This is a genomic window from Streptomyces sp. NPDC042102, from assembly GCF_055582305.1.
The window spans coordinates 1-21,761 of the sequence record NZ_JBVJDL010000012.1; the positions used below are offsets into that span (position 1 = coordinate 1).

Here is a 21,761-nt window from a genome sequence, read left to right on the forward strand (position 1 = left end):
GCCAGCGCCGCCGCACACGCGTCCAGGCGAGCGGCGAACACCGGCGACGCGCCGTACAGCTCCACCGCCATGCCCGCCCACTGCGACCCCTGACCAGGGAAGACGAACACCGGACGGTCGGCGCCCTTGGCCACCGTGCCCTCGGTCAGGTCGGCGGCCGGCAGGCCGGCGCTCAGGGCGTCCAGCGCGGTCAGCGCGTCGGCGGGGACCACCGCGCGCCGTTCCATCCCGGCCCGGGTGGTGGCGAGGGCGAGCCCGATGCCGTGCGGCGAGCGCGTGGTGTCCGCGGCGAACTCCCGCAGCCGCGCCGCCTGTCCGCGCAGCCCCTCGGTGCCGCGGCCGGAGAGCACCCACGGCAGCGCGGACCCGGGCAGCAGCGGCCGCCGCTCCTCCGCGTCGGCCCCGGCAGCGGCCCCGTCGGCCTCCTCGGCGTACTGCACGATCACGTGCGCGTTGGTGCCGCTGGCGCCGAAGGAGGAGACGGCGGCGGTGCGCGGGCCCTGGCCCGCCGGCCACGGCCGCTCCTCGGCGAGGAGTTCGACCGCGCCGGAGGACCAGTCGACCTCGGGCGTGGGGGCGTCCAGGTGCAGGGTGCGCGGCAGGACGCCGTCGCGGACGGCCATCACGGCCTTGATGACTCCGGCGACGCCGGCGGCGGCCGCCGCGTGGCCGATGTTGGACTTGATGGACCCCAGGTGCAGCGGGCGGCCCTCGGGGCGGCTGCGGCCGTACGTGGCGAGCAGGGCCTGGGCCTCGATGGGGTCGCCGAGGGTGGTGCCGGTGCCGTGCGCCTCGACCAGGTCGACCTCGTGGGGCGAGAGGCGGGCGTCGGCGAGGGCCTGCTCGATGACGCGCTGCTGGGAGGGCCCGTTGGGCGCGGTGAGGCCGTTGCTGGCACCGTCCTGGTTGACCGCCGTACCGCGGACGACGGCCAGCACGCGGTGGCCGTTGCGGCGCGCGTCGGACAGCTTCTCCAGCAGCAGCAGGCCGACGCCCTCGGACCAGCCGGTGCCGTCGGCGGCGGCCGCGAACGGCTTGCAGCGGCCGTCGGGGGACAGGCCCCGCTGGCGGCTGAACTCGACGTACACGTCGGGCGTGGACATGATCTGGGCGCCGCCCGCCAGCGCGAGCGTGCACTCGCCCTCGCGCAGCGACCGTACGGCCTGGTGGAGGGCGACGAGCGAGGAGGAGCACATGGTGTCCACGGACACCGCGGGCCCTTCGAGGCCGAAGGTGTAGGAGAGCCGGCCGGAGGACACGGCGGTGGCGATGCCGGTCATCAGGTGGCCCTCGACGTTCTCGGCGGCACCCTCGCGGTCGCTGCCGTAGCCCGTGTAGGTGGTGCCGACGAAGACGCCGGTCCGGGTTCCGGCGACGGCCGCGGGGTCGACGGCGGCGCGCTCGAACGCCTCCCAGGCGGTCTCCAGCAGCAGCCGCTGCTGCGGGTCCATCGCGAGCGCCTCGCGCGGCGAGATCCCGAAGAAGTCGGCGTCGAAGTCGCCGGCGTCGTGGACGAACCCGCCCTCGCGCACGTAGCTGGTGCCGAGCCGGTCCGGGTCCGGGTCGTAGACCGCGTCCAGGTCCCAGCCCCGGTTGACGGGGAAGCCGGTGACGGCGTCGCGCCCCTCGCGGACCAGCTGCCACAGGTCCTCGGGGGATCCGACGCCCCCGGGGTAGCGGCAGGCCATGCCGACGATCGCGATGGGCTCGGGCTCGTCCGCCTCGACCTCGCGCAGCCGCTGCCGGGTCTGCTTCAGCTCGGCGGTCACCCACCTGAGGTGATCGAGCAGCTTCTGTTCGTTGTCCATCTGGCGGGAGCTCCTTGGGTGACGTTCCGGCACGGCTACGACTTGCCGAGCTCTTCGTGGATGAACGCGAAGATCTCTTCGGCCGAGGCGGACGCCAGTTCGTCGTGGGCGTCGGTCTGTTCGGCCTTCTCCGGGCTGCCGCCGCCCCACTTGGTGAGCAGCACCTGGAGGCGGCCGGCGATGCGGTGGCGCGCGCCCTCGTCCGGCGCGAGCCGGGCCAGGGTGGCGTCGATACGGTCCAGTTCGGCGAGGACGGAGCCGTCCGTCCCGCTCTCGCCGTCCTCCAGCTGCTCGCGCAGGTGCTGGGCGAGGGCCGCCGGGGCGGGGTGGTCGAAGAGGAGGGTGGCGGACAGCTTCAGGCCGGTGTCGGCGGCGATCCGGTTGCGCAGTTCGACGGCGCCGAGGGAGTCGAGGCCCAGCTCCTTGAAGGGGCGCGCCTCGTGGACGGCGTCGGCGGTGCGGTGGCCGAGGACGGCGGCCGCGTGGCCGCGGACCAGCTCCACCAGCAGGTGCTGGCGGTCGGCGGGTGCGGCGGCGGCGAGCCGCTGCCGCAGGGCGGACGCCGACGCGGCGGCGCCCTCGGCATCGGCCGGGTCGTCGTCGGCGAGCGCGTCCCGTACCTCGGGCAGTTCGCTGATGAGCGCGCTGTGCCGCATCGCCGTGTAGGTGGGCGCGAACAGCGCCCAGTCCACGTCGGCGACGCCCACGCACGTCTCGTCGAGGTCGAGGGCCTGCTGGAGAGCGGCGACGGCGGTCTGCGGCGCGATGCCGATGACCCCGCGGCGGCGCAGGTGCTCGTCGATGTCCTCGGAGGCCGCCATGCCGGCTTCGGCCCAGGGGCCCCAGGCGACGGCGGTGGCCGCCCGGCCGGCGGCCCGGCGGCGCTCGGCGAGCGCGTCGAGGTGCGCGTTGGCCGCGGCGTACGCCGCCTGCCCGCCGCTGCCCCACATGCCGGCGCTGGAGGCGAACACCACGAACGCCGACAGGTCCAGGTCCGCGGTGAGTTCGTCGAGGAGGTCGGCGGCGACCGCCTTGGGGCGCAGGACGTGCGCCAGGTGCTCGGCGGTGACCTCGTCCATGAAGCCGTTGTCGGAGACACCGGCGGCGTGCACGACGGCCGTCAGCGGGCGGTCCGCGGGGATGCCGGCGAGCAGCGCGGCCAGCTGGTCGCGGTCGGCGACGTCGCACGCGGCCAGCGTGACCTCGGTGCCCCGCGCCCGCAGCCGGTCCGCCAGTTCGGCGGCCCCGGGCGCGTCGGCGCCGCGCCGGCTGGTCAGCAGCAGGTGCTCGGCGCCGCCGTCGGCGAGCCAGCCGGCGAGCCGGCTGCCGAGGGCGCCGGTGCCGCCGGTGACCAGGACGGTGCCGGTGGGCCGCCACGGCTGCTCGCCGGTGCGGTCGGCCGGTACGGGCGCCCGCCGCAGGCGGCGGACGAGTACGCCCGCGTCGCGCACAGCGATCTGGTCCTCGCCGTCCGGGGCGGCCAGGACCCCGGCCAGCCGGGCGGCGGCCCGCTCGTCCAGGCCCGCCGGTACGTCGACCAGGCCGCCCCAGCGGTCGGGGTACTCCAGGGCGGCGACCCGGCCCAGTGCCCAGACCTGGGCCTGGACACCGGTGGGGTCGGCGGCCGGGTCGGAGGGTCCGGTGGAGACGGCGCCGCGGGTCAGGTGCCACAGCGGGGCGGCGACGCCGGCGTCGCCGAGGGCCTGCGCGAGGGCCGTGGTCGCCGCCAGGGCCGTGCCGACACCCGGCTGTCCGGCGTGGGGGCGGGCGTCGAGCGGCAGCAGGGAGAGCACGCCGGCGAGTTCCGGGGTGCCGGCCAGCCGGTCCGCCCAGGCGGCGCGGTCGGCGGCGGTCGCGTCCAGGGCGAGGACCTCGTGCTCGGCGCCGTGGGCGGCCAGGGCGGCGGCGGCCCGGCCGGCGAGCAGCTGGGCCCCGTGCCCGGCGCCTTCGGGTACGACGAGCAGCCAGCGGCCGGTCAGTCGCGCGGCGGTGGGGTCGCCGACGGACTTCCAGGTGATCCGGTAGCGCCAGGAGTCGATGGTGCGCTGCTCGCGGTGGCCGCGCCGCCACGTGGACAGGGCGGGCAGGACGTCGCGCAGCGACTCGCCGTCGGGCAGCCGGAGCTCACCGGCGAGCACCTCCAGGTCCTCGCGCTCGACGGCCTCCCAGAACCGGGCGTCGACCGCGTCCTGCCCGGTGGCCGCGGCGGGACCGGCGGCGGGGGCGTCGAGCCAGTAGCGCTGCCGCTGGAAGGCGTACGTGGGCAGGTCCACCCGCCGGGCGGTCCGCCCGGCGAACAGCGGCGCCCAGTCCACGGACAACCCCCGCGTCCAGGCCTCGGCGAGCGCCCCGAGGAACGCCTCGCCCTCGCTGCGGTCCTTGCGCAGCACGGGCGTCAGCAGCCCGCCGAAGCCCTCGGGCAGCGACTCCCCGGCCATCGCCGCGAGCACACCCTGCGGACCCAGCTCCAGGAAATGCCCCACACCCTGATCGGCGAGATGACGTATCCCGTCACCGAAGCGGACAGCACCGCGCACATGCTCGACCCAGTACGCCGCACTGAACTCGGTGACCTGCTCACCGGTCACGTTCGACACCACGGGGATCGAAGGCGTCCCGTAGGTGAGCTGACCGGCGACCTCGCCGAACTCGGCCAGCATCGGCTCCATCAACGGCGAGTGGAACGCGTGGGAGACCGTCAGCCGCTTGGTCTTACGACCCTGCGCCGCCAACCGCTCCGCCACCGCGAGGACATCGTCCTCGGCGCCGGAGATCACCACGGACTCCGGCCCGTTGACCGCGGCGATACCGACGCGGTCGGCCAGGCCCGTCAGGTGCTCGCGGACCTCGCCCTCGGCCGCCCGCACGGAGACCATCGCGCCGCCTTCCGGCAGCGCGCCCATCAACCGGCCCCGCGCCTCCACCAGCGCACACGCGTCCTGAAGGGACAGGACCCCCGCCACGTGCGCGGCGGCGATCTCACCGATCGAATGCCCGGCCACGAAGTCCGGCCGCACCCCGAACGACTCCACCAACCGGAACAGCGCCACTTCCACCGCGAACAACGCCGGCTGCGTGAACTCGGTGCGGTGCACCTCCTCACCGCCACCGAAGACGACATCCTTCAACGGCAGTTCAAAGTGAGCGCACACCTCGTCGAAGGCGGCCGCGAACACCGGCTGCGCGGCGTACAGCTCACGGCCCATCCCCACCCGCTGCGCACCCTGACCCGAGAACAGGAACGCCACCCGCTCCCCCGACACGGCATCGCCGCGGCAGGTGCCGGCCGCCGACGCGCCGGTGGCCAGCGCGTCGAGCCCGGCCAGGAAGTCCTCCCGGTCCTCGGCCAGCACCACCGCGCGGCTCTCCAGCTGGGCCCGCGTGTCCAGCAGGGCGGCGGCGATGTCCGCCGTGCCGGGGGCGGATCCGCCGGCCGCGAGGTCCCGCAGGCGGCTCGCCTGCTCGCGCAGGGCGTCCGGGGTGCGCGCGGAGACCAGCCACGGCAGCGGCCCGGCGACCGGCTCCGGGGCAGCCGTGGCCCCCTCGGCGGGGGCCTGCTCGATGATGACGTGGGCGTTGGTGCCGCTCACGCCGAACGAGGACACGCCGGCCCGGCGCGGGTGGTCGGTGCCGGGCCAGTCGCGGGCCTCGGTGAGCAGTTCGACCGCGCCCGCCGACCAGTCGACGTGCGGGGACGGCTCGTCCACGTGCAGGGTGCGCGGCAGCACCCCGTGGTGCATGGCCATGACCATCTTCATCACCCCGGCGACGCCGGCGGCGGCCGAGGTGTGGCCGATGTTCGACTTGATCGAGCCGAGGAGCAGGGGCCGCTCCTCGGGCCGGTCCTGGCCGTACGTCGCCAGCAGCGCCTGCGCCTCGATCGGGTCGCCCAGGGCCGTACCGGTGCCGTGCGCCTCGACCGCGTCGACGTCGGCCGCGGAGAGCCGGGCGTTGGCCAGGGCCTGGCGGATGACGCGCTGCTGCGAGGGGCCGTTGGGGGCCATGAGGCCGTTGGAGGCACCGTCCTGGTTGGTGGCGGTGCCCCGGACGACGGCCAGGACGTGGTGGCCGTTGCGGCGGGCGTCGGAGAGCCGCTCCAGGAGGAGCACGCCCGCGCCCTCGGACCAGGCGGTGCCGTCGGCCGAGGAGGAGAAGGCCTTGCAGCGGCCGTCGGCGGCCAGCCCGCGCTGGCGGCTGAACTCCACGAACAGGTCGGGCGTCGGCATCACGGTGACACCGGCGGCCAGCGCCATGGTGCATTCGCCCTGCCGCAGCGACTGGGCGGCCAGGTGGAGCGCGACCAGGGAGGACGAGCAGGCGGTGTCGACGGTGACGGCCGGGCCCTCCAGGCCGAGGGTGTAGGCGATCCGGCCGGAGATGACGCTGGTGAGGTTGCCGGTGAGGGAGTAGCCCTCGACGCCCTCGCCGCCCATCTGCTGGAGTCCGCCGAAGTAGCCGGGCTGGGTGGCGCCGGCGAACACGCCGATGGGCGCGGACTTCACGCGGGACGGGTCGATGCCGGCCCGCTCGAACGCCTCCCAGGACGCCTCCAGCAGCAGCCGCTGCTGCGGGTCCATGGCGAGCGCCTCGCGCGGCGAGATCCCGAAGAAGGCGGGGTCGAAGTCGGCGGCGTCGTGCAGGAAGCCGCCCTCACGCACGTACGTGGTGCCCGGGTGGTCCGGGTCGGGGTGGTAGAGCGCGTCGGCGTCCCAGCCGCGGTCGGTGGGGAAGCCGGAGATGACGTCCGCGCCGGTGTCGACGAGCCGCCACAGGTCCTCGGGGGAGCGCACGCCGCCGGGGTAGCGGCAGGCCATGCCGACGATGGCGATGGGCTCGTCGAGGGCGGCGGCGCCGGTGTGGCCGGTGACGGCGCCGGTGTGCTCGCCGAGCACCTCGGCCCGTACGTACGCGGCGACGGCCGCCGGGGTCGGGTAGTCGAAGGCGAAGGCGGGCGCCAGCCGCAGCCCGGTGGCGGTGCCGAGCCGGTTGCGCAGGTTGACGGCGGCGAGGGAGTCGAAGCCCAGCTCCTTGAAGGCCCGCTGGGGGTCGATGGCGGCCGGCCCGTCGTGGCCGAGGACGGCGGCGGCGTGGGCGCGGACCAGCTCCAGGACCGTACGGTGCTGCTCGGCCTCGGTCAGCCCGGCCAGCCGGGCGCGCAGTTCCGCGCCGGCGGCGGCGTCGGCCTCCGCGTCGGGGGCGGTGTGCAGGGCGGCGAGGGCGGTGCGGGTCTCGGGGGCCCGGTGGCGGCGCAGCCAGGAGGCCATCTCGGGGAGCGCCTCGCGCAGCGGCTTGTCGCCGTCGATGTCCAGGGTGGCGATCAGTGCGTCGGTGTCCTCGTGGTCGACGGCCTGCCAGAACCGCTCCTCGATCGCGTCGCGGGGGGCGCCGGATTCGGGGGTCAGCCAGTAGGCGCGGCGCTGGAAGGCGTACGTGGGCAGCTCGACCGCCTGCGCGGCCGGGCGGCGGGGGCCGACGACCGGCGACCAGTCGACGGGCAGACCCCGGGTCCAGCCCTCGGCGAGGGCGCCGAGGAACGCCTGCGGCTCGGGGCGGTTCTTGTCGAGGAGGGCCAGGACCGGGCCGTCGAAGTCCTCGGGGAGGTTTCCCTGGGCCATGGCCGTGAGGACACCGGCCGGACCGAGCTCGAGGTACTGGGTGACACCGCGCCCGGCGAGGTGGCGGATGCCGTCGCCGAAGCGGACGGCGCCGCGGACGTGCTCGACCCAGTAGCCGGCGGAGAACTCGCGGATCTGCTCACCGGTGACGTTGGAGATCACGGGGATGGCGGGAGTCCCGTACGTGAGCTGACCGGCGACCTCACCGAACTCGGCCAGCATCGGCTCCATCAACGGCGAGTGGAACGCGTGGGAGACCGTCAGCCGCTTGGTCTTACGGCCCTGTGCCGCCAACCGCTCCGCCACCGCGAGGACATCGTCCTCGGCACCGGAGATCACCACGGACTCGGGCCCGTTGACGGCGGCGATGTCCACCGCCCCGGCCAGCAGCTCCCGGACCTCCGCCTCGGTCGCCCGGACCGAGACCATCGCGCCGCCCTCGGGCAGCGCGCCCATCAACCGGCCCCGCGCCTCCACCAGCGCACACGCATCGGCCAGCGACAGCACCCCGGCCACGTGCGCGGCGGCGATCTCACCGATCGAATGCCCGGCCACGAAATCCGGACGCACCCCGAACGACTCCACCAGCCGGAACAGCGCCACCTCCACCGCGAACAACGCCGGCTGCGTGAACTCCGTGCGGTGCACCTCCTCCCCACCACCGAAGACGACATCCTTCAGCGGCAGTCCGAAGTGAGCGCACACCTCGTCGAAGGCGGCCGCGAACACCGGCTGCGCCGCGTACAGCTCACGGCACATCCCCACCCGCTGCGCACCCTGACCCGAGAACAGGAACGCCAGCCGGCCCGGGCGGGTCGTGCCCTCGGCGACTCCGGCGGCCGGGGTGCCCTCCGCCAGGGCCCGCAGGCCGGCGTGGAAGCCCTCGGTGTCCTCGGCCAGGACGACGGCGCGGTGGTCCAGTGCGGAGCGGGTCGTCACCAGGGCGGCGGCGACCTCGGCGACCGGCAGGGCGGGGTCGAGGCCGAGCAGCCGGCCGGCCTGGGCGCGCAGGGCCTGGGCGCTGCGCGCGGAGACCACCCAGGGCAGCGGGCCCGGGCCGGAGTCCGCGGCCTGCGCCGCGGCCGGCTCCTCGTCGGCCGCCGGGGCCTGCTCGACGATCACGTGGGCGTTGGTGCCGCTGATGCCGAAGGAGGAGACGCCCGCGCGGCGCGGGTGGTCGGCCTCGGGCCACTCGACGGGCTCGGTGAGCAGTTCCACCGCGCCCGCCGACCAGTCCACCTGGGGGGTGGGCTCGTCCACGTGCAGGGTGCGCGGCAGCACCCCGCGGTGCATGGCCATGACCATCTTGATGATGCCCGCGACGCCGGCGGCGGCGGCCGTGTGGCCGATGTTGGACTTCACGGAGCCGAGCCGCAGCGGCCGGTCCGCCGGGCGGTTCCGGCCGTACGTCGCCAGCAGCGCCTGCGCCTCGATGGGGTCGCCCAGGGCCGTGCCGGTGCCGTGCGCCTCGACCGCGTCGACCTCGTCGGCGGAGAGCCGGGCGTTGGCCAGGGCCTGCTCGATCACACGCTGCTGCGAGGGCCCGTTGGGGGCGGTCAGTCCGCTGCTGGCGCCGTCCTGGTTGACGGCGGAGCCGCGGATCACGGCGAGCACGCGGTGGCCGTTGCGGCGCGCCTCGGAGAGCCGCTCCAGCAGCAGGACGCCGACGCCCTCGCCCCAGATGGTGCCGTCGGCGGAGGCGGCGAAGGCCTTGCAGCGGCCGTCGGCGGCCAGCCCGCGCTGGCGGCTGAACTCCTGGAACAGCCAGGGGTTCGGCATGACGGTGACGCCGCCGGCGAGGGCCATGGAGCACTCGTCGGAGCGCAGTGCGTGGGCGGCCTGGTGGACGGCGACGAGGGAGGAGGAGCAGGCGGTGTCGACGGTGACGGCCGGGCCCTCCAGGCCGAAGGTGTAGGCGACCCGGCCGGAGATGACGCTGCCGACGTTCCCGGTCAGCGTGTAGCCCTCCACCTCGCGGTGGGGGGTGCCGGTGCCGCCGCCGAGGTAGCCGGGGTTGCCGGCGCCGACGAAGACTCCCGTACGGCTGCCCTTGAGGGTGGCCGGGTCGATGCCGGCCCGTTCGAAGAGCTCCCAGGAGGATTCCAGGAAGAGGCGCTGCTGGGGGTCCATGGCCAGGGCCTCGCGCGGCGGGATCCCGAAGAAGCCGGCGTCGAACTCGGTGGCGTCGCGGACGAATCCGCCTTCGCGCACGTAGGTGCGGCCGGGTGCGTCGGGGTCCGGGTCGTAGAGGCCGTCGAGGTCCCAGCCGCGGTCGGTGGGGAAGCCGGCGATGCCGTCGCCGCCTTCCGCCACCAGCCGCCACAGGTCCTCCGGCGACGTGACGTCCCCCGGGTAGCGGCAGGCCATGCCCACAATGGCGATCGGCTCCTGCTCCTTCGCCTCCACGGCCTGCAGGCGCTTGCGGGTCTGCTGAAGGTCGGCGGTGACGAGTTTCAGGTAGTCGCGGAGCTTGTCTTCATTGCTGCTGGCCATCTGGGCAGTGCCTCCGGTGGGACGGTCAGGTCGGCGGGGGTGGATCAGTTGAGACCGAGTTCCTTCTCGATGAGGGCGAACATTTCGTCGTCGCTCGCCGAGGTGATCTCCGCGGGCCCGTCGGAGGCCTCCGCCTCGCTGTCGTGGTCGTTCTCGGTACCGGCCCGGTCGAGCTTCCAGAGGATCGAGCGGAGCCGGTTGACCGCCCGTTCCCGGCCGTCGCTGCCCGCGGGCAGCGCGGTGACGGCCGTTTCCCAGCCCGTCATGGCGTCGAGCACCGCGGCTTCCCGGGCGGCCGCGCCGTCGTCGCCGCCGACTTCCAGCTCCTGGTGGAGGTGGTCGGCGAGGGCGGCGGGCGACGGGTGGTCGAAGATCAGCGTGGTCGGCAGCCGCAGCCCGGTGGCCGCGCCGAGGCCGTTGCGCAGTTCGACGGCCGTGAGCGAGTCGAAGCCCAGGTCGAGGAAGCCGCGTTCGGTGTCGATGGCTCCCGGGTTGGGGTGGGCGAGGACGGTGGCCACGTGGCCGCGGACCAGGTCGAGGAGCACCTCGGCGCGTTCGGTGGCGGTGAGTGCGGCCAGCTGCTCGGTGAGGGCCGCGGCGCCGGAGGGACCGGCCGGCCCGTCCGCGGCGCGGCGTACGGAGCCCCGGATCAGGTCCTTGAGCGCCCCGGGCAGCCGGCCCGCGTCGGCCTGCTCGCGCAGCGCCGCCGGGTCCAGGCGTACGGCGGCCAGCAACGCCTCGTCGTGCCGGGGCCCCTCGTCGAACAGGGCCAGGCCCTGTTCGGTGCTGAGCGGGAGCACGCCGGAGCGGCTCATCCGGGCGAGGTCGGCGCTGTCCAGGCCGGCGGTCATGCCGCTGGACTCGGCCCAGTGGCCCCAGGCCAGCGAGGTGCCGGGCAGGCCCTGGGCCCGCCGGTGCTGGGCGAGGGCGTCCAGGAAGGTGTTGGCTGCCGCGTAGTTGGCCTGGCCGGGGCCGCCCAGGACGCCTGCGACGGAGGAGTAGAGGACGAAGGCGGTGAGGTCCAGGCCGCGGGTGAGTTCGTGCAGGTTGACGGCCGCGTCCACCTTCGGCCGCAGGACGGCGGCGAGCCGGTCCGCGTCGAGGGAGGCGAGGACGCCGTCGTCGACGACGCCGGCGGTGTGCACGACCGCGCGCAGCGGCCTCTCGGCCGGTACGGCGGCCAGCAGGGCCGCGAGGGCTTCCCGGTCGGCGGCGTCGCAGGCGACGACCTCCGCCGACCCGCCCAGCGCAGCGATCTCCGCGACGAGCTCGGCCGCACCCGGAGCGTCAGGGCCGCGACGGCCCGTCAGCAGCAGGTGCCGTACGCCGTGCTCGGTGACCAGGTGCTTGGCCACCAGCGCGCCCAGCGTTCCCGTACCGCCGGTGACGAGCACGGTGCCCGCCGGGTCCCAGGACTGCGGGACGGTCAGCACGAGCTTGCCGGTGTGCTTGGCCTGGCTCATGAACCGGAACGCGTCGGAGGCGCGGCGGATGTCCCAGGCCCGCACGGGCAGCGGCGTGAGCGCGCCCGAGGCGAAGAGCCGGCCGAGTTCGGCGAGCATCTGCCCGATCCGCTCGGGACCCGCGCCCTCGACCATGTCGAAGGCCTGGTAGCTGACGCCCGGGTGGGCGCGGGCGACCTCGTCGGCGTCGCGGACGTCGGTCTTGCCCATCTCCAGGAAGTGGCCGCCGCGCGGCAGCAGCCGCAGCGAGGCGTCGACCAGCTCGCCGGCCAGGCAGTCCAGGACGACGTCCACGCCCGCACCGCCGGTGGCGGTGCGGAAGCGCTCCTCGAAGGAGGCGTCGCGCGAGGAGGCGATGTGGGTGTCCGGCAGGCCCAGGGCCCGCAGGACGTCCCACTTGCCCTCGCTGGCCGTGCCGAACACCTCGGCCCCCAGGTGGCGCACGAGCTGGACGGCGGCCATGCCGACACCGCCGGAGGTGGCGTGGACGAGGACCTTCTGGCCCGCCCGCAGCCCGGCGAGGTCCACCAGGCCGTAGTAGGCGGTGAGGAAGACCGTCGGGATCGCCGCGGCCTGCTCGAAGGTCCAGCCGTCGGGGATCTTCACCACGAGCCGGTGGTCGACGACCGCGACCGGGCCGAACGCGCCCCGGATCAGGCCGGTGACCGCGTCGCCGACCTCGATGCCGGTGACGCCGGGGCCGACCTCGGTGACGATGCCCGCGCCCTCGTTGCCCATCCGGGCCAGCCCGGGGTACATGCCGAGCGCGATCATCACGTCGCGGAAGTTCAGTCCGGCGGCGCGGACCGCGACGCGGACCTCGCCCTCGGCGAGCTCCATCCCGGCGGCCGGGGACGGCATGAAGCCGAGGCCGTCGAGGGTGCCGGCGCGGGTGCTGCCCAGGATCCAGGAGGATCCCACGGGCAGCGCGGGCGCCGAGGTGGCGCCGGCCGCCGCGGCCCGGACCATCCGGGGCACCATCAGCGCGCCGTCGCGCAGCGCCGCCTGCGGCTCGTCGGTGCCGAAGACCGCCTCCGGGATCCCCGCCGCCGGGTCGTCGGTGTCGAAGAGCACGAAACGGCCCGGGTTCTCGGCCTGCGCCGAGCGCACCAGGCCCCACAGCGGGGCGTGGGCAAGCTCGGTGATGTCCTCGTGCGGCAGGACGGTCACGGCGCCCCGGGTGGTGATCACCAGCCGGGTCGACCGCAGCCGCTCGTCGGCCAGCCAGGCCTGGAGGCCGGCGAGCAGCGCCGCGGTGGCCGTGTGGGCGGCCGCGGCGAGGCCGGTGCCGGCACCGGCGGGGTGCGGGCCGGCGTACAGGACGGCCGCGGCGGGCACCGGGGCGCCCTCGTCGAGCGCCGTGAACAGGGCGTCGAGGTCGGCGTGGTCGGGGTCGTCGCCGCCGACGGCGACCCGCGGGCCGGCCGTGGGAGCGGCGGCCGACGGCACGGCGGTCCAGTCGAGCCGGTACAGCGAGTCGGAGCCGCCGGCGCCCGTCACGGAGGCGGCGAGCTGGTCCGCGGCGACCGTACGGGTCGCCAGGCGGTCCACGGACACGACCGGGTGACCGGTCGGGTCGGCGATGTCGATGGCGAGGGAGTCCGGGCCGGCCGGCGCGAGCCGGACCCTCAACCGGGACGCGCCCACGGCGTGCAGACGCACACCGCTCCAGGCGAAGGGCAGGCGGACCTGCCCGGCGTCCGTGGCCGGCCCGGCGACCGCGAGCCCGTGCAGCGCAGCGTCGAGCAGGGCCGGATGCAGAGCAAACCAGCCCGCCTCCTCCTGCTGCGCATCGGGCAGCCCCACCTCGGCGAACACCTCGTCACCGTCGCTCCGACGCCAGGCCCGGGCCAACCCCTGAAAGGCCTGCCCGTACCCGTATCCGGCTTCCGCGAGCCCCTCATAGAACCCGTCGAGAGCGACCGGTTCGGCGCCCGGCGGCGGCCAGGCGACCAGGTCCGCCACGGGCTCCGGGGTCCCGGCCGCGGCCGGGGTGAGCCGGCCCGCGGCGTGCCGCGTCCACACGGCGTCGGTGTCCTCGGAGCGGGCGTGGACGCCCACCGGACGGCTGCCGTCGGCCTCGGCCGCGCCGACGAGGACCTGGAGCTGGACGCCGCCGTGCGCGGGGATCACCAGGGGCGCCTCGATGGTCAGCTCGGCGAGTTCGCCGCAGCCGGCCTCCTCACCCGCGCGCAGGGCGAGTTCGACGAACGCGGTCCCGGGCAGCAGGACCGTGCCGGCCACGGCGTGGTCGGCCAGCCAGGGGTGGGTGTGCAGCGAGAGCCGGCCCGTGAGCAGCAGCTGTCCGCCGTCGGCGGGCACCACGGTGGCGCCGAGCAGCGGGTGCCCGGCAGCTCCGAGACCGGCGGCGACGACGTCGGCGGCGGCCGTGGCGGCGGGGCGCGGCCAGTAGCGGCTGCGCTGGAAGGCGTACGTGGGGAGCCCGACGTTCCGGGCGGTCGCGGACGCGGAAGCGGAACCGCCGGCCAGGGCAACGCGGTCGACGTACACGCCCCGTGTCCAGGCCTCGGCGAGCGCCCCGAGGAACGCCTCGCCCTCCCCCCGGTCCTTGCGCAGCACCGGCGCCAGCAGCCCACCGAAGCCCTCGGGCAACGACTCCCCGGCCATCGCCGCGAGCACACCCTGCGGACCCAGCTCCAGGAAATGCCCCACACCCTGATCGGCGAGATGACGTATCCCGTCACCGAACCGGACAGCACCGCGCACGTGCTCCACCCAATAGGCGGCGGAGAACTCGCTGATCTGCTCACCGGTGACGTTCGAGACCACCGGAATGGCCGGGGTGCCGTACGTCAGCCGCGACGCGACCGCACCGAACTCGGCCAGCATCGGCTCCATCAACGGCGAGTGGAACGCGTGCGAAACCGTCAGCCGCTTCGTCTTACGACCCTGCGCCGCCAACCGCTCCGCCACCGCGAGGACATCGTCCTCGGCACCCGAGATCACCACCGACTCCGGCCCGTTGACGGCGGCGATGTCCACCGCCCCGGCCAGCAGCTCCCGGACCTCCGCCTCGGTCGCCCGGACCGAGACCATCGCGCCGCCCTCGGGCAGCGCGCCCATCAACCGGCCCCGCGCCTCCACCAGCGTGCAGGCGTCCTGAAGGGACAGCACCCCGGCCACGTGCGCGGCGGCGATCTCACCGATCGAATGCCCGGCCACGAAGTCCGGCCGCACCCCGAAGGACTCCACGAGGCGGAACAGCGCCACCTCCACCGCGAACAGCGCCGGCTGCGTGAACTCGGTGCGGTGCACCTCCTCACCACCACCGAAGACGACATCCTTCAACGGCAGTCCGAAGTGAGCGCACACCTCGTCGAAGGCGGCCGCGAACACCGGCTGCGCCGCGTACAGCTCACGGCCCATCCCCACCCGCTGCGCACCCTGACCCGAGAACAGGAACGCCAGCTTTCCGGGCTGGACCGCTGTCCGGCCGCCGGCCGCCAGGGCGTCGAGCCCGGCGAGCAGGGTGTCCAGGTCCGGGCCGGTCACCGCGCCGCGGTGTTCCAGCGCCGTACGGGTGGTGGCCAGCGCGTGGGCGATGCCGCGCGGGTCCGCGTCGGTGGTGCCCGTACGGACGTGGGCGGCGAGCCGTTCGGCCTGCGCGCGCAGCGCCGCCTCGCCGCGGCCGGAGACGGTCCAGGTCACGAGGGAGCCGTCGGGCTCGGTGCGGGGCTCGGCCACGGGGGTGTCCGGCGCCTGCTCCAGGACGACGTGGGCGTTCGTACCGCTCGCGCCGAAGGAGGACACGCCCGCGCGGCGCGGACGGCCGGTCTCGGGCCAGGGGCGGGCCTCGGTGAGGAGTTCCACCGCGCCGTCGGTCCAGTCGATGTGCGGGGACGGCTCGTCGACGTGCAGGGTCTGCGGCAGGACGCCGTGGCGCATCGCCTCGACCATCTTGATGACGCCGGCGACACCGGCGGCGGCCTGCGCGTGGCCCATGTTCGACTTGATCGAGCCCAGCCACAGCGGCCGGTCCCCGGGCCGGTCCTGGCCGTACGTCGCCAGCAGCGCCTGCGCCTCGATCGGGTCGCCCAGGGTGGTGCCGGTGCCGTGCGCCTCGACCGCGTCGACGTCGCCCGTGGTCAGGCCGGCGTTGGCGAGGGCCTGCTCGATGACGCGCTGCTGGGAGGGGCCGTTGGGGGCGGTCAGGCCGTTGGAGGCGCCGTCCTGGTTGACGGCGGAACCGCGCAGGACGGCGAGGACCTGGTGGCCGTGCCGCCGCGCGTCGGAGAGCTTCTCCAGCAGCAGCACCCCCGCGCCCTCGGACCAGCCGGTGCCGTCGGCGGAGGAGGAGAAGGACTTGCAGCGGCCGTCGGCGGACAGCCCGCGCTGCTTGCTGAACTCGACGAACACGCTGGGCGTCGCCATGACGGTGACACCGCCGGCCAGGGCGAGCGAGCATTCGCCCTGGCGCAGTGCCTGGGCCGCCAGGTGCAGCGCGACCAGGGAGGACGAGCAGGCGGTGTCGACGGTGACGGCCGGGCCCTCCAGACCGAAGGCGTAGGACAGGCGGCCGGAGACGACGCTGCCGGAGGTGCCGGTGAGGACGTAGCCCTCGGCGCTCTCGGCGGCCTGCTCCACGTGGGTGGCGTAGTCGTGGTACATGACGCCCGCGAAGACGCCGGTCCGGCTGCCCTTGAGCGCGACGGGGTCGAGGCCGGCCCGTTCGAAGACCTCCCAGGACGCCTCCAGCAGCAGCCGCTGCTGGGGGTCCATGGTGACGGCCTCGCGCGGGGAGATCCCGAACAGCTCGGGGTCGAAGTCGGCGGCGTCGTAGAGGAATCCGCCACTGCGGGTGTAGGAGCTGCCGGTACGGCGCCCCTCCGGGTCGTAGAGGGCGTCGAGGTCCCAGCCGCGGTCGGTGGGGAACCCGGCGACGGCGTCGCGGCCCTCGGCCACCAGCTGCCACAGGTCCTCGGGCGAGGCGACCCCGCCGGGGTAGCGGCAGGCCATGCCGACGATCGCGATCGGCTCGTCGGGGTCGGCGGCGACGGCGCGGGCCGGGGCGGCGGCCGCCGGGGCCGTGGCGGTGGAGGCGAGGATCCCGGCGAGCACGTGGCGGGCCAGGGCGCCGGGGGTGGGGTGGTCGAAGATGAGGGTGGCGGGCAGCTTCAGACCGGTGGCGGCATTGAGGCGGTTGCGCAGTTCGACGGCGGTCAGGGAGTCGAAGCCGAGTTCCTTGAACGCCTTGTCGGCCTCGATGGCGGCCGGGTCGGCGTGTCCGAGGACCGCCGCGACCTGGCCGCGGACGAGGTCGAGCAGGTCGCGCTCGCGCTCGGCCTCGCCGAGGCCGGCGATCCGCTGGGCGAAGCCGGTGGCCTCGGCGTCCGCGGCGGTGGCCACGGTGCGCCGCGCCGGAACGCGGACCAGCTGGGAGAGCAGCACGGGCAGCAGTCCGGCGGCCGCGCGGGCGCGCAGGGCGGCGGCGTCCAGGCGGACGGGAACGACCACGGCGCCGTCACCGGAACCGGAGTCGTCCCCGTCACCCGAGCCCGCGCCGCCGGCCGCGTCGAGGGCGGCCAGGCCCTGGGCGGCGGTCAGCGGCAGGATGCCGGCGCGGGCGGCCCAGCCGAGGTCGCCGTCCGTCAGGTGGCCGGTCAGGCCGCTGGTCTCCCACAGGCCCCAGGCCAGCGAGGTGGCGGGCAGGCCCTCGGCGCGCCGGTGCTCGGCGAGGGCGTCGAGGAAGGCGTTGGCGGCGGCGTAGTTGGCCTGGCCGGGGTTGCCGAGGATGCCGGCGGCGGAGGAGAAGAGCACGAACGCGGCGAGGTCCAGCTCACGGGTCAGCTCGTGCAGGTGCCAGGCGGCATCGGTCTTGGGGCGCATGACGGCGTCGAGCTGCTCGCCGGTGAGCGAACCGATCAGACCGTCGTCCAGGACACCGGCGGCGTGCACGACCCCGGTGAGCGGTCTCTCGGCCGGTACGCCGGCCAGCAGGGCGGCCAGCGCCTCGCGGTCGGCGGCGTCGCAGCCGACGACCTCCGCCGACCCGCCCAACTCGGCGATCTCGGCGACGAGTTCGGCAGCACCCGGGGCGTCCGGCCCGCGGCGACCGGTCAGCAGCAGGTGCCGTACGCCGTGCTCGGTGACCAGGTGCCTGGCCACCAGCGCGCCCAGGGCGCCGGTACCGCCGGTGATCAGGACGGTGCCCTCGCCCCAGCCGCCCGCAGCCGCGGCATCGGTGGGGCCGGTGCGGACCAGGCGGGGGGCGAGCGGGACGCCGTCGCGGAGGGCGAGCTGGGGTTCCCCGGTGCCGACGGCGCGTTCGAGGGCGTCCCGCGAGGCGGCGCCGTGGTCGAGGTCGACGAGCTGGACGCGGTCGGGGTGCTCGGACTGCGCGGAGCGGAGCAGGCCCCACAGCGGGGCGAGGGCCAGGTCGGGCGCGGGGTCCCCGGCGCGGGTGCGGACGGCTCCGGTGGTGACGACGACCAGCCGCAGCGCGGCGAGCCGCTCGTCGGCGAGCCAGGCCCGCATTGTCTCCAGGGCGGCGGCGGCCGTGGCCCGGGCGGCCCGGGCCGGGTTCCGCGGCGTCGCCGTACCGTCCGGCGCGGGCGCCGGGAAGGGCAGCAGGACGTGGCTGGGGGCCGGGGTGCCCGCGTCGAGTGCGGCCGTCAGGGCGGCGAGGTCGGGGTAGCGGTCGCCGCCGAGGGCGGCCCATTCCCCGGCGGGCGCCGTGCCGGGCAGCGGTACGGCGGACCAGCTGACGCGGTGCAGGGTGCTGAGGTCGGGTCCGGTGCCGTGCAGGCGGGCCGGGTCGACGGGCAGCAGGCTGAGGGCCTCGACGGTGGCGACGGGCCGGCCGGCCGGGTCGGCGAGGTCCACGGCGAGTTCGCCGCCGGGCCCGGGGGCGATCCGGACGCGCAGGGCGGGGGCGCCGGTGGCGTGCAGGGTGACGCCGCTCCACGCGAAGGGCAGCTCGACGCCGGTGATGTCGCCGCCGAGCAGCGTGGCGTGGAGGGCGGCGTCGAGGAGGGCGGGGTGCAGGCCGAACGCGGCCGCCTCCTCGCGCTGCGCGGGGTCGAGGGCGACCTCGGCGTACACCTCCTCGCCCAGCCGCCACGCGGCCTTCAGGCCCTGGAACGCCGGCCCGTACGCATAACCCGCGGCGGCCGTGCGCGTGTAGAACCCGGCCAGGTCCACGGGCTCGGCGCCCGCCGGCGGCCACACCGACAGGTCGGCGGCCGCGCCCGCGGGGGCGGCGGCGGGGGCGACGACGGCGCCGGCGTGCCGGGTCCAGGGGGTGTCCGCACCGTCGGGGCGGGCGTACACGGTGACGGGGCGGCTGCCGTCGGCGGCGCTCTCGCCGACGACGAGCTGGAGCTGGACGGCGCCCGTGGCGGGCAGCGGCAGCGGGGTCTCCAGGGTGAGGTCGCGCAGCGCCCCGCAGCCGGCCTCGTCGCCCGCGCGGACGGCGAGTTCGACGAAGGCGGTGCCGGGCAGCAGGACCGTTGCGCCCACGGCGTGGTCGGCGAGCCAGGGGTGGCTCTGCAGGGAGAGCCGACCGGTCAGCAGGAACTGGTCGCCCTCGGCGACGGGAACGGCCGCGCCCAGCAGCGGGTGCCCGGCCCCGGCCAGGCCGGCCGCGGCGACGTCGCCGGCGCCGGAGGGGGTCTGCGCCCAGAAGCGGGAGCGCTGGAAGGCGTACGTGGGGAGCCCGGTGGTGCGCGCGCCGTGTCCGGCGAGTACGGCCCGCCAGTCGGGGGACGCGCCGCGGGTCCAGGCCTCGGCGAGGGAGGTGAGGAAGCGGCGCGGGCCGCCCTCGTCACGGCGCAGCGAGCCCAGCGCGACGGCGGGCAGGCCGACCGCGTCGATGGTCTCCTGGACGCCGACGGTCAGGACGGGGTGGGCGCTGGCCTCGATGAAGAAGCCGTGGCCGCGGTCGAGGAGGGCGCGGATGCCGTCCTCGAAGCGGACGGTCCGGCGGAGGTTGGTGTACCAGTACTCGGCGTCGAGTTCGGTGCCGTCGACGACGCGGCCGGTGACGGTGGAGAGGAAGGGCACGGCCGCCTTGCGGGGGGTGATCCCGGCGAGGGCGGTGAGCACGGCCTCGCGGATCTCCTCGACCTGCGGGCCGTGGGAGGCGTAGTCCACGTTGATACGGCGGGCCCGCACCCCGTCGGCCTCGCAGGCGGCGAGCAGGGCGTCGAGGGCCTGCGGGGTGCCGGAGACGACGGTGGAACCGGGGCCGTTGACGGCGGCGACGGCGAGGTCGTCGCCCCAGGCGGCGATGCGCGTGCGCACCGCGTCGGCCGGGGCGGCCACCGACATCATGCCGCCCTTGCCCGCGAGGGCCAGCAGGGCCTTGGCGCGCAGGGCGGAGACCTTGGCGGCGTCCTCCAGGGACAGCGCGCCCGCGACGGCGGCGGCCGCGATCTCGCCCTGCGAGTGGCCGACGACGGCGGACGGTTCGATGCCGCAGGCGCGCCACAGCTCGGCGAGCGAGACCATCACGGCCCACAGCGCGGGCTGGACCACGTCCACCCGGTCGAAGCCGGGCGCGCCCTCGCCCTGGCGCAGCACGTCCAGCAACGACCAGTCGGTGTACGGGGCCAGGGCCGCCGCGCAGGCGTCGAGGCGGGCGGCGAACACCGGCGAGGAGTCGTACAGCTCCACGGCCATGCCCGCCCACTGGGAGCCCTGCCCGGGGAAGACGAAGGCCGTCTTGCCCTCGATGTCGGCGACGCCCTCGACGACCTGGGCGGCGCTCTCGCCGGCGGCGAGCCGCGCGAGAGCGCCGAGCCGGTCCGCCGTGCCGACGACCACCGCGCGGTGGGCGAGGGCGGCGCGGGTGGTGGCCAGCGACAGGGCGGTGTCGGCGGCGGCCGGGGCGTCCTGGCCGGCGGCGAAGTCGTGCAGCCGGCCGGCCTGGCCGCGCAGGGCGGCCGCGCTGTGCGCGGACAGCGGCCACGGCACGAGGGCGTCGGCGGTGCCGGTGGCTGCGGTGAACGGGACCGGGCCCGGGCCCGGGACCGCCGGGGCGGCGGGCGCCGGCTCCGGGTCGGGCTCGGCCTGTTCGAGGATCAGGTGGGCGTTGGTGCCGCTGATGCCGAACGCGGAGACGGCTGCGCGGCGCGGCCGGTCGGCCTCGGGCCACCGGCGGGCCTCGGTGAGGAGCTCGACGGCGCCCGCCGACCAGTCGACGTGCGGGGTGGGCTCGTCCACGTGGAGGGTCCTGGGCAGGACGCCGTTGCGGATCGCCATGGTCATCTTGATGACGCCGGCGATACCGGCGGCCGCGGCGGTGTGCCCGATGTTGGTCTTGAGGGAGCCCAGCCACAGCGGGGCGTCCGCCGGCCGGTCCTGCCCGTACGTGGCGATCACGGCCTGCGCCTCGATGGGGTCGCCGAGGGTGGTGCCGGTGCCGTGCGCCTCGACCACGTCGACGTCCCGGGCCCGCAGCCGGGCGTTGGCCAGGGCCTGGCGGATGACCCGCTGCTGCGAGGGGCCGTTGGGGGCGGCGAGGCCGTTGGAGGCGCCGTCCTGGTTGGTGGCGGAGCCGCGGATCACGGCGAGGACCTGGTGGCCGTGGCGGCGGGCGTCGGAGAGCTTCTCCAGGACGATCACGCCGACGCCCTCGCCCCAGCCGGTGCCGTCGGCGGACGCGGCGAAGGCCTTGCAGCGGCCGTCCTCGGACAGTCCGCGCTGGCGGCTGAACTCGACGAACAGGCCGGGCACGGACATGACGCTGACGCCGCCGGCGAGCGCCATGGAGCATTCCCCGCCCCGCAGTGCCTGCGCGGCCAGGTGCAGGGCCACCAGGGAGGAGGAGCACGCGGTGTCGACGGTGACCGCCGGGCCCTCGAAGCCGTAGTGGTAGGCCAGGCGGCCGGAGACGACGCTGCCGGAGGTGCCGGTGAGCGAGTAGCCCTCGGCGCCGTCCTGGGCGTTGTGGCCGCCGACGATGTACGCGGGGGTGGCCGCGCCGACGTACACGCCGGTCTGGGTGCCCTTGAGGGTGTGCGGGTCGAGCCCGGCCCGTTCCAGCGCCTCCCAGGAGGTCTCCAGCAGGACCCGCTGCTGCGGGTCCATCGCCAGGGCCTCGCGCGGGGAGATGCCGAACAGGCCGGGGTCGAACTCCGGGGCGTCGTACAGGAATCCGCCGGAGCGGGTGTACGTGGTGCCCGCGTGGTCGGGGTCGGGGTGGTAGAGCGCGTCGCGGTCCCAGCCGCGGTCGGCCGGGAAGCCGGAGATCGCGTCCCGGCCCTCCGCGACGAGCTGCCACAGGTCCTCGGGCGAGCGGACCCCGCCCGGGTAGCGGCAGGCCATGCCCACCACGGCGATCGGTTCGCTGCCCCGGTTCTCGGCCTCGCTCAGCCGCTGCCGGGTCTCGTGGAGCTCGGCGGCCACTCGCTTGAGGGACT

General features: G+C 75.9%; 3 protein-coding genes. All 3 read right to left on the reverse strand.

Annotated elements, in window-relative coordinates:
* On the reverse strand, nucleotides 1–1,808 hold a 1,808-nt coding region (locus tag ACZ6KO_RS30340), incomplete at its 3' end, for a type I polyketide synthase (RefSeq protein WP_469307190.1).
* Between the two features lie 35 nt (nucleotides 1,809–1,843).
* The gene (locus tag ACZ6KO_RS30345; RefSeq protein ID WP_469307191.1) at nucleotides 1,844–9,916 is read right to left on the reverse strand and encodes a type I polyketide synthase; all 8,073 of its coding nucleotides are present in this window, start codon (nucleotides 9,914–9,916) and stop codon (nucleotides 1,844–1,846) included.
* A gap of 44 nt (nucleotides 9,917–9,960) precedes the next feature.
* Nucleotides 9,961–21,747 (reverse strand): SDR family NAD(P)-dependent oxidoreductase, encoded by an 11,787-nt coding sequence (locus ACZ6KO_RS30350; protein ID WP_469307291.1) that lies wholly within the window; start codon nucleotides 21,745–21,747, stop codon nucleotides 9,961–9,963.
* Between the last annotated feature and the right edge of the window lie 14 nt (nucleotides 21,748–21,761).

Excerpts from the sequence above, each read along its gene's own strand:
- ACZ6KO_RS30345 (WP_469307191.1), bottom strand. The coding sequence starts at position 9,916 with ATGGCCAGCAGCAATGAAGACAAGCTCCGCGACTACCTGAAACTCGTC.